The sequence below is a fragment of the Streptomyces sp. NPDC048255 genome (genome assembly GCF_040652415.1).
Classification (GTDB): Bacteria; Actinomycetota; Actinomycetes; order Streptomycetales; family Streptomycetaceae; genus Streptomyces.
In genome coordinates, this window is record NZ_JBEZMA010000111.1 from 1 (window position 1) to 8938 (window position 8938).

Consider the following 8938-nt stretch of genomic DNA (forward strand, 5'->3'; position numbering starts at 1 on the left):
GCTCGTACTCGGCCGTACTCGCGCGGTCCGACAACGCGGCGAGGCGCCGTACCAGGCGGCGCGGGCCCGCGAAGATCGCCCGGACAGGGCCTAGGTGGTGTCCGCGCCGACGCCCGCGATCCGCAGGGCGGCGTCCGCCGTGGCCTCCGCGAAGGTGGTCACCGGCCGTGCCGGGTCTGCGCGGTGGATCAGCATGACGCCCTCGATGAGCCCGAAGACCAGGTCGTTGCGGAGCGCCAGCCCGGCCCGGTCGCCGGCCAGTTCGGCCCTGGAGCAGGCTCCGTGGAGCAACTCGCGGTAGATGTGCTTCAGTTCGGCGCGCATCCGGCGGAACTGGCCGAAGCGCGCCCCGGCCAGCTCGGGCAGCAGGTACAGCGCGCCCAGGTTGTACGGTCCCCCGCACAGCAGCAGCACGTCGGAGCGGCACAGTTCCCACAGCCGCCGGGCGGCGGGCCGCGCGGAGTCGGCCAGCAGCTTGCGGCCCAGTTGCAGCGAGGGGGCGACCGTGGACTCCAGGAGTTCTGCGAGGAGTTCCTCCTTGCCGCCGAAGTAGTGGTACATCGTGGCCTGCCGCAACCCGGCCCGCTCGGCCACCGCCCGCGTGGTGGTGGCCCCGTAGCCGCGGACGGTGAACAGCTCGGCCGCCGCGCACAGGAGTTCCTCGCGCGGCGGCCGGCCGCTCACCGGTCTCAGCTGGTCGGCACGTGGCCGACCGACCCGTCTCGGTCCTTCGTCTGCTGCCCCACTCATGGGCCGATCGTCGCACAGCACACGACGAACCGATCATGGCAAGAGATGAGATCAAGCCATGCCCACTCTCGGAGGAAGCCCCAAAAGCGCCTAGCCGACCGAGCTGTAGGCCACTACACCCCGAAGCAGTGCGTCCACGGCCTTGCGGGCATTTCGCGCCACCGTGCTCCCGCTGTCGCCGGAAGCCGAAGGAGCCGCCGCGGCGACCTGCCCGAGGACGTCGATGACCTGCTTGCACCAGCGCACGAAGTCACCGGCCGGCATCTCCGCCTCGCGCAGCACCTCGTCCAGGCTCTTGTCGGAGGCCCACTGGTACGCCGCCCAGGCGAAGCCGAGGTCCGGCTCCCGCTGGCCCACGCCCTCCGCCTGGTTGATGCGGTGGTCCTCCTCCAGAGCGTCGAGCCGGCCCCAGATCCGGACCATCTCACCGAGCGCCTCCTTCGCGGCGCCGCCCGGTACCTTCGGCGCCACCGCGTCGTCGGACTGCCGTGCCTCGAAGACCAGCGCCGATACGCAGGCGGCCAGTTCGGCCGGGCTCAGACCCTCCCAGACACCGGCGCGCAGGCATTCCGAAGCCAGCAGGTCGAGCTCCCCGTAGAGCCGGGCGAGCCGCTTGCCGTGCACGGTGACCTCGTCCTCGCGCAGGTAGTCCAGCTCGGTGAGGAGCGCGTGGATCCGGTCGAAGGTGCGGGCGATGGTGTTCGTCCGGCCCTCGATCCGCCGCTCCAGCTGCTGCGTGTCCCGCTTGAGCCGGTGGTAGCGCTCCGCCCAGCGGGCGTGGTCCTCGCGCTCGTCGCAGCCGTGGCACGGGTGCGCCCGCAGCTCGGCCCGCAGCCGGGTGATCTCGCGGTCGTCGGCGGCCGCGGCCCGGCCGCGCCCGCGCTTCTCCACCGTGAGGTGCCCGGCCTTGGTCCGCAGCTGCGAGGCCAGGTCCCGACGGGACTGCGGCGAACGGGCGTTGAAGGTCTTCGGGATCCGCATCCGGTCGAGCGCCTCCACCGGGACCGGGAAGTCGATCGCGGCGAGCCGCTTGACCTGCCGCTCGGCGGTGAGCACCAGCGGGCGCGGGCCCTCGGCGTACTCGTACCCGCGGTGCCCGTTGACCCGCCCGGCCGGCACGCCCGGGTCCAGGACCAGCGCGAGCCCGGCGAACTTGCCGGTGGGCACGTGGATGATGTCGCCCGGCTTGAGCTTCTCCAGCGAACTGGCCGCCTGTACCCGGCGCTGGGCGGCGCCCTGCTTGGCCAGCTCCGTCTCGCGGTCCTTGAGGTCGCGGCGCAGCTGCGCGTACTCCTCGAAGTTGCCCAGGTGGCAGGTCATGCCCTCCAGGTAGCCCTCCAGGCCCTCCTCGTTGCGCTGCACCTGGCGGGAGATCCCGACGACGGACCGGTCGGCCTGGAACTGCGCGAAGGAGGTCTCCAGCAGTTCGCGCGAACGGTGCCGCCCGAACTGGCTGACCAGGTTCACGGCCATGTTGTACGAGGGCTTGAAGCTGGAGCGCAGCGGATAGGTACGGGTACCCGCGAGCCCGGCGAGGGCCGCCGGGTCCATGCCGCGCTGCCAGAGCACCACGGCGTGGCCCTCGACGTCGATGCCGCGCCGCCCGGCCCGGCCGGTGAGCTGCGTGTACTCGCCGGGGGTGATGTCGGCGTGCTGCTCGCCGTTCCACTTGACCAGCTTCTCCAGGATGACCGTGCGCGCGGGCATGTTGATGCCCAGTGCGAGGGTCTCGGTGGCGAAGACGGCCTTGACGAGGCCGCGGACGAACAGCTCCTCCACGACCTCCTTGAAGGTGGGCAGCATGCCCGCGTGGTGCGCGGCGATGCCCCGCTCCAGGCCTTCGAGCCACTCGTAGTACCCGAGGACGTGCAGGTCCTCGGTGGGGATGGAGGCCGTCCGCTCCTCGACGATCTCACGGACCCTCAGGCGGGCCGAGTCGTCGTTGAGCCGCAGGCCCGCGTAGAGGCACTGCTGGACGGCGGCCTCGCAGCCGGCCCGGCTGAAGATGAAGTTGATGGCGGGCAGCAGCCCGTCCCCTTCGAGGCGGGCGATGACCTCGGGGCGGGAAGGGGTCCAGATCCGGCCCCGGGAGCGCCGCTCGCGCTCGCGGTCGGCCTCGCGGACCATCTTGCCGCGGCGCCGGTCCTTGGGGCTGTAGGTGCGGCTGTTCTCCTCGCGCGCCATGCGCAGCAGGTCCGGATTGACCTCGCGGCGCGCGGAGCCGCGGCCTCCGTGGTCGGACTCCTCCTCGAAGAGGTCGTAGATCCGGCGGCCGGCCATGACGTGCTGCCACAGCGGTACGGGCCGCTCCTCGGAGACGATCACCTCGGTGTCGCCGCGTACGGTGTCCAGCCAGTCGCCGAACTCCTCGGCGTTGGACACGGTGGCCGACAGGGACACCAGGGTCACCGACTCGGGGAGGTGAATGATCACTTCCTCCCAGACGGCTCCGCGGAAGCGGTCGGAGAGGTAGTGCACCTCGTCCATCACGACGTAGCCGAGGCCGCGCAGCGACTGCGAGCCCGCGTACAGCATGTTGCGGAGCACCTCGGTGGTCATCACGACCACGGGCGCCTCGGAGTTGACGCTGTTGTCGCCGGTGAGCAGGCCCACCTTGTCGGCGCCGTAGCGCTTGACGAGGTCGGCGTACTTCTGGTTCGACAGGGCCTTGATGGGCGTCGTGTAGAAGCACTTCCGGCCCTGCTGGAGCGCCAGGTGTACGGCGAACTCGCCGACGATGGTCTTGCCCGAGCCGGTCGGTGCGGCCACGAGGACGCCCTTGCCGGCCTCCAGTGCCTTGCAGGCCTCGATCTGGAAGGGGTCCAGATCGAATGCGTACATCTCGCGGAAGGGGTGCAGCGCGGTGGCCTCTTCGGCTGCGCGGATCCGGGCAGCGGCGTAGCGCTCGGCGGGTGAGAGTTCTTCGGTCATCTTGAGATCGAGCCTACCCGCCCCCTCTGACAACAGTCGCGATCATTTATACGAGTGACCGGACGGTCATACGAGGACCCGGACGGCCGCCGGGACGCACTCCGCGGTCACCGGCAGCGGCCCCAGCGGCTCGCCGTCCGCGTAGGCGGTGATCCCGGCCGCCTCCAGGGTCACCTTCGCGGCCCGGTGGACGGTGACCTTCGGGTGGCTGAGGTGGGTCCCCTTGTAGACCTGCGGAAAGACCTTGAGCAGGGTGGCCCGGCTGCAGTGGCCCACGACCGTGACGTCGAAGAGCCCGTCGTCGGGCACGGCGTCCGCGCAGATCCGCATGCCGCCCCCGTACGAGGACCCGTTGCCGACCGCCACCAGCGTGGCCTCGGTCTCGACGGCCTCGCCGTCGTCCAGGGTGATCCGGTACGGGAAGGGCCGGAAGGCGGCCAGCTCGGCGAGCATCGCCAGGTCGTACTTGAAGCGGCCCGCGGGCAGCCGCATCCGGTTGCCCCGGTCGTTGACCCGCGAGTCGAAGCCGGAGCACAGCACGGTCCCGTACCAGGTGTCACCGCCGGCCCTGCCCACGCGCCCCAGGTCGATCTCCCGGATCCGGCCCTCCTTGAGCGCCCGGGCGGCCAGCCGCCCGGCCCGCGCGGGCTCCCGTACGGGCAGCCCCAGCGCCCGCGCGAAGTCGTTCCCGGTGCCCACCGCGACCACCCCGAGCGGCACCGCCGTGCCGGCCAGGGCCTGGAGCGCCAGGGAGACCATGCCGTCCCCGCCCACCGCGATCACCGCGCCGGTGCCCTCGCGGACGGCGGCGCGCAGCCGGGCCAGCGCGTCGGCGCCGTCGGCGCCGACGACGGTCCGTACCGAGAAGCCCGAGGCCCGCAACGCGGAAGCGGCCGGCTGCGCGGCGTGCGCGCCCCGGCCGCGTCCGGCAGTGGGATTGACGAAGAGGGTGATCTCAGAGCTCACCCACCGGAATGTACCTGTCAGGTCGCGTCGTCGTAACCGTTGATCCGCTGGCGTCCGCCGTCGTCCTGCCCGGGCAGGGCCGCGGGGGACGCGACCGGTTCCATGGTGCCGATCGGCGCCGGGGTGAGGTCCAGCTCGGCGGCCTCGTCGTCGGCCAGCCCGGCGTCGGGGTCGTTGCGCTTGCGGCGGCGGTCGTTGACCAGGCAGACGCCGAGCGCGACGAAGTACAGGGCGACGATCGGCCCGGCCAGGGCCAGCATGGTGAGCGGGTCACCGGTGGGCGTGGCGAACGCGGCGAAGACCGTGATGCCCAGCACCATGGCGCGCCACCAGCCCGCCAGCCGCTTCGCGGTGAGCACCCCGGTGAAGTTGAGCAGGATGAGCAGCAGCGGCAGCTCGAAGGCGAGGCCGAAGACGATGACCATGCGCGTGATCAGGTCGAGGTAGTCGTCGACGGGCAGCAGGTTGCGCGCGTGCTCGGGCGTGAACTCGAGCAGGATGGTCGCGGTCTGCGGCAGGACCTTGTACGCGAGGACGGCGCCGGCGCCGAACAGGGGGGCGCCGACCGCGACGAAGCTCATCGCGTACTTCTTCTCGTGGCTGTGCAGGCCCGGTGCCATGAAGGCCCACAGCTGGTACAGCCACACCGGCGCGGAGATCACCACACCGGCGGTGAGCGAGACCTTCAGGGCGATGGAGAACGGCGCGATGAGGCCGTTGACCGTCATGTCGGCGCAGGGCCGGCCGTTGCGCTGCGAGACCACCCCGTCGGTGCAGCCGACGGAGTCCAGCATCGGCTTCAGCATGAAGTCGATGAGGTCCTTGTAGAAGAAGGCCGCCACGACGGTGATCACGAGGATCGCCAGGACCGACTTCAGCAGGCGGTTTCTCAGTTCGCGCAGGTGCTCGACGAGAGGCATGCGCCCTTCGGCGTCCTTGCCTTGTCGTCCTTGTTTCCCCTGCTTGCGGGCAGACTTGAGCAACCCACGTCCCTTGTCTCGTTGCAGATGACTGGCGTGTCCGGCGGGTCTCAGCCCTGGGTGGTGCGGTTCGGCTCGCTGACGGGCCGCGAGCTGGTGACGTCACCGGGCGCGGCCTGGATGGTGCGGGGGGCGACGGGCTGCTGCGCGGCCTGGTCGGCGGGCGTGGCCGCCGGGGTCCCGTCCTCCGCCTCGCCGTCCTTCTTCATCGCCTTGGCCTCGCTCTTGAGGATGCGGGCCGACTTGCCGAGGGAGCGGGCCATCTCGGGGAGCTTCTTGGCACCGAACAGCAGCACGATCACAGCGATGATCAGGAGGATCTCGAGGGGCTTCAGATTGCCGATCATGTGTGTCTTCCTTCTCACCGAAACGGCTGGTTGTGGTGGCTCCGGGCGGCTCGGACACCCATCCGGTAACCGCCGATGCAAGGATCGTAACCCCCGGGGGTTAACGCCCGGCAATCCCCCGGGGTACCCCTGCTTGCACGCGGGCCTGTCACCGACGCCCCGATCACCCGCATTCGTCCCGCTTTTCCGACCGCCGTACTCGCCGGCGGCGGCGGGCGGGACACCCCTAGGGGCTCACGGCGCGGCCCGCCCGGGCCAGGTCGACGGCCGCCCGCTCCAGGTCACCCGAGGCGTCCGTGATCCGGCGGCTGGCCTGCGCGACCTGGGCGGAGAGCCGGCGTACCTCCACGTGGACCCGTACGGCCAGCACGGCGAGCACGGCGACTCCGAGGAAACCCAGGGCAATTGCGAACATCGGCCACAGCATGGGGCGAGCCTAGAGGAGTGGGCCCCGAGTTGCGCCACCGGCCGGCTCAGATGCTGCGCAGGGTGCTCACCCCGCCCCCGGTCAGGAGTTCCACGATCCGCTCCCCGGCCGGTTTGCGTACGCAGGCCCCGCACTCGGGGCAGGTGAAGGAGTAGAAGGTGGTCCGCCTGCTGCCTCCTATGACCAGCCGCAGGGCGCCCGCGTCCAGCTCGAAGCGGGCCAGGCAGTCGGGACAGGAGGCCTTGAAGGCGACGGATCCGGACGTTGGCGACATCGGCCGACCCTCCCTCAGACCTGTTCCCCGTACCCCGCGAGCGCCTCCCGGGCCGCGCTGCGCGCGCTCTCCGCCAGCTCCGCGGGGGCCACGATCCGCCCCTCGCGGCCCAGCCGCAGCGCCAGCCTGCGCAGCGAGGCCGGGTCCGGGCTGCGCAGTGTGATCCGCAGGCCTCCCCCGTCCAGCTCCTCGGCGCTGTCGTGCGGGTAGTACTCGGCGACCCAGCGGCCGCCAGGCCCCACCTCGACCACCACCTCCGGGTCCTCCGCGGCCGGCTGGACCAGGCCCTCGGACAGGTCCCGCGGCTCGATGGCCGGCGGCTCGGCCCGCTCGTCCAGCAGCCGGATCTCCGCGACCCGGTCGAGGCGGAAGGTGCGGCGGGCCTCCGAGAGGTGGCACCACCCCTCCATGTACGTGTGCCCCACCGCGAAGAGCCGGATCGGGTCCACCTTGCGCTCGGTGAGCTCGTCCCGCGCGGGCGAGTAGTAGCGCAGCCACAGCCGCCTGCGCTCCGCGATGGCCCGGTCGACGTCCGCGAAGACCCCGCCCTCCGACTCGAAGGTCACCGAGAGCCGGGAACTGGCCCCGGCGACCTCGCCCGCCGCCGCCTCCAGCTTGGCGGTGGCCCGCAGCAGGGCGTCCCGGTCGCTCTCGCGCAGCCCGGGCAGGGTCGCCACCGCGCGGGCGGCGACCAGCAGCGCGGTCGCCTCGTCGGCGGCGAGCCGCAGCGGCTCGGCGGTGGACTCCCCCGAGGCGTCGGGGTTGCGCCACCAGATGCGCTCCCCGTCGGTGTCGATGTCGAGCAGGTCCCCGCCCCGGAAGCTGGTCCCGCACATGGGCAGCACGTCGAGGTCCGAGATCAGCTCGTCCTCGGTGATCCCGAAGGCGCGCGCGACGTCGGCCACGTGCGCCCCGGGGCGTTCGCGCAGATAGGTCACCAGGGACAGCATCCGGCGGGTCTGGTCGATGGCGTTGGCAGCCATGCTGGTACGTCTCCCCCTCAGGGCGTGCTCGGCAGATGGTGCGGTGGCGCGACAGCGCGGTGGCGCGGTGACGCGTCGGTGCTTGCGGCGGCCCGGTCAGCCCTTGGCGACGGCCCTCAGCCGGTCCACCACGTCGGCCCGCAGATCGGCGGGCTCCACCACCACGACGTCGGGCCCGAACTCCACCAGCCAGGCGTCGAGACCGTGCCCGTAGGGGATCTCCAGCTCGTCCCAGCCGTCCCCGCCCTCGCGCACGGCGGTGGCCTTGGCCCGCAGCGGGTAGCCCGCCCCTGAGCGCAGCCGGATCAGCGCGGAACGGTCCGCGCTCTCCCCGGCCCAGCTCGCCACGGTCTCCCGTACGGTCACCACGTCGGGCACCTCGGCGGTGTACTTCGCGGCGCGCGAGCGGACCTTGCCGGTGATCCGGGAGAGCCGGAACACCCGCTCCGCCCCGCGGTCGCGGTCGAAGCCGGCCAGGTACCAGTGGCCCCGCCAGCACTCCAGCGCCCACGGCTCCACCTGGCGGGACTCGGGCCGGGCGGCGGTGGACTTGCGGTAGTCGAAGACCACCGGCCGGCGGTCCCGGCAGGCCAGCATCAAGGGCTCGAAGGCCGCCTCGTGGACCGGGATGCGCGGCTCGATGGCGCTGTGCTGGCCCTCGTACGGGTCACCCGCCTCCGGCATCCCGCCCGCGCGCAGCTTCTGCAGGGCGCCGCTCGCGGCTCCGGCGAGGCGCGCCTGCTGCCAGACCTTGGCCGCCAGCCCCAGGGCGGCGGCCTCCTCGGCGTCCAGGGCCACGGGCGGCAGCCGGTTGCTGTCCCGGCGGGCCAGGTAGCCCGTCTCGCCCTCCAGGTTCTCCACCGTCTCGATGACCAGGCCGAGTTCGCGCAGATCGTCCTTGTCGCGCTCGAACATCCGGTTGAAGGACTCGTCGTTGCCGGCCTCCATGTACGCCTCGATGGAGCCGCGCAGCTCGCGCTTGCTCAGCGGCCGACGGGTCCCCAGCAGACACAGCGCCAGATTCATCAGCCGCTCGGCCTTGGCAATCGCCATCGACGCCCTTCCGCCCTTCTCCGCGTACACATCCGTCGCACCGTCACACTCATCGTCACAGGTGCCCATTACCGCGCCGTCACCGCGCGCGGACGGACCCGTGACCGTTGACCGTACCGCCCCGGCGCGTCCGGGCAAAAGCGAGGGGCGCCCCCCCGCCGGCGGGGGGGCCGCCCCCGGGGGCCGGAGTGAGGGGCAGGCGCCCAGCACCACGGCGCCGAAGCCGG

Annotated in this window: 9 protein-coding genes; all 9 read right to left on the reverse strand. The window is 72.1% G+C overall.

The genetic code is table 11. From position 1 onward, the window contains the following. Positions 1 to 90: 90 nt before the first annotated feature. The 9 genes from AB0D94_RS37190 to AB0D94_RS37230 all read right to left on the reverse strand — a co-directional run bounded on the left by AB0D94_RS37190 (position 91) and on the right by AB0D94_RS37230 (position 8711). On the reverse strand, positions 91 to 750 hold the full coding sequence (locus AB0D94_RS37190) for a helix-turn-helix domain-containing protein (RefSeq protein ID WP_362062200.1): 660 nt from the start codon (positions 748 to 750) through the stop codon (positions 91 to 93). A gap of 90 nt (positions 751 to 840) precedes the next feature. Further along, entirely contained in the window at positions 841 to 3681 is a 2841-nt protein-coding gene (locus tag AB0D94_RS37195; RefSeq protein WP_362062203.1) for a DEAD/DEAH box helicase, read from the reverse strand. A 66-nt stretch (positions 3682 to 3747) separates the two neighbouring features. After that, positions 3748 to 4647 (reverse strand): diacylglycerol kinase, encoded by a 900-nt coding sequence (locus AB0D94_RS37200; protein ID WP_362062206.1) that lies wholly within the window; start codon positions 4645 to 4647, stop codon positions 3748 to 3750. 17 nt (positions 4648 to 4664) lie between these two features. Continuing rightward, on the reverse strand, positions 4665 to 5630 hold the full coding sequence (gene tatC / locus AB0D94_RS37205) for a twin-arginine translocase subunit TatC (RefSeq protein ID WP_362062209.1): 966 nt from the start codon (positions 5628 to 5630) through the stop codon (positions 4665 to 4667). 47 nt (positions 5631 to 5677) lie between these two features. After that, a complete protein-coding gene (gene tatA, locus AB0D94_RS37210) occupies positions 5678 to 5974 on the reverse strand; it encodes a Sec-independent protein translocase subunit TatA (protein WP_362062212.1) in 297 nt (98 codons plus the stop codon). Between the two features lie 226 nt (positions 5975 to 6200). Further along, entirely contained in the window at positions 6201 to 6401 is a 201-nt protein-coding gene (locus tag AB0D94_RS37215; RefSeq protein WP_362062215.1) for a hypothetical protein, read from the reverse strand. Between the two features lie 46 nt (positions 6402 to 6447). After that, entirely contained in the window at positions 6448 to 6675 is a 228-nt protein-coding gene (locus tag AB0D94_RS37220; RefSeq protein ID WP_362062218.1) for a hypothetical protein, read from the reverse strand. 14 nt (positions 6676 to 6689) lie between these two features. Next, positions 6690 to 7658: a WYL domain-containing protein gene (locus AB0D94_RS37225; RefSeq protein ID WP_362062221.1), complete on the reverse strand. Its 969-nt coding sequence runs from the start codon at positions 7656 to 7658 to the stop codon at positions 6690 to 6692. 96 nt (positions 7659 to 7754) lie between these two features. Beyond that, positions 7755 to 8711 carry a WYL domain-containing protein gene (locus tag AB0D94_RS37230; RefSeq protein ID WP_362062224.1) on the reverse strand — a complete coding sequence of 319 codons (957 nt, stop codon included), beginning with the start codon at positions 8709 to 8711 and terminating at the stop codon, positions 7755 to 7757. Positions 8712 to 8938: the final 227 nt, after the last annotated feature.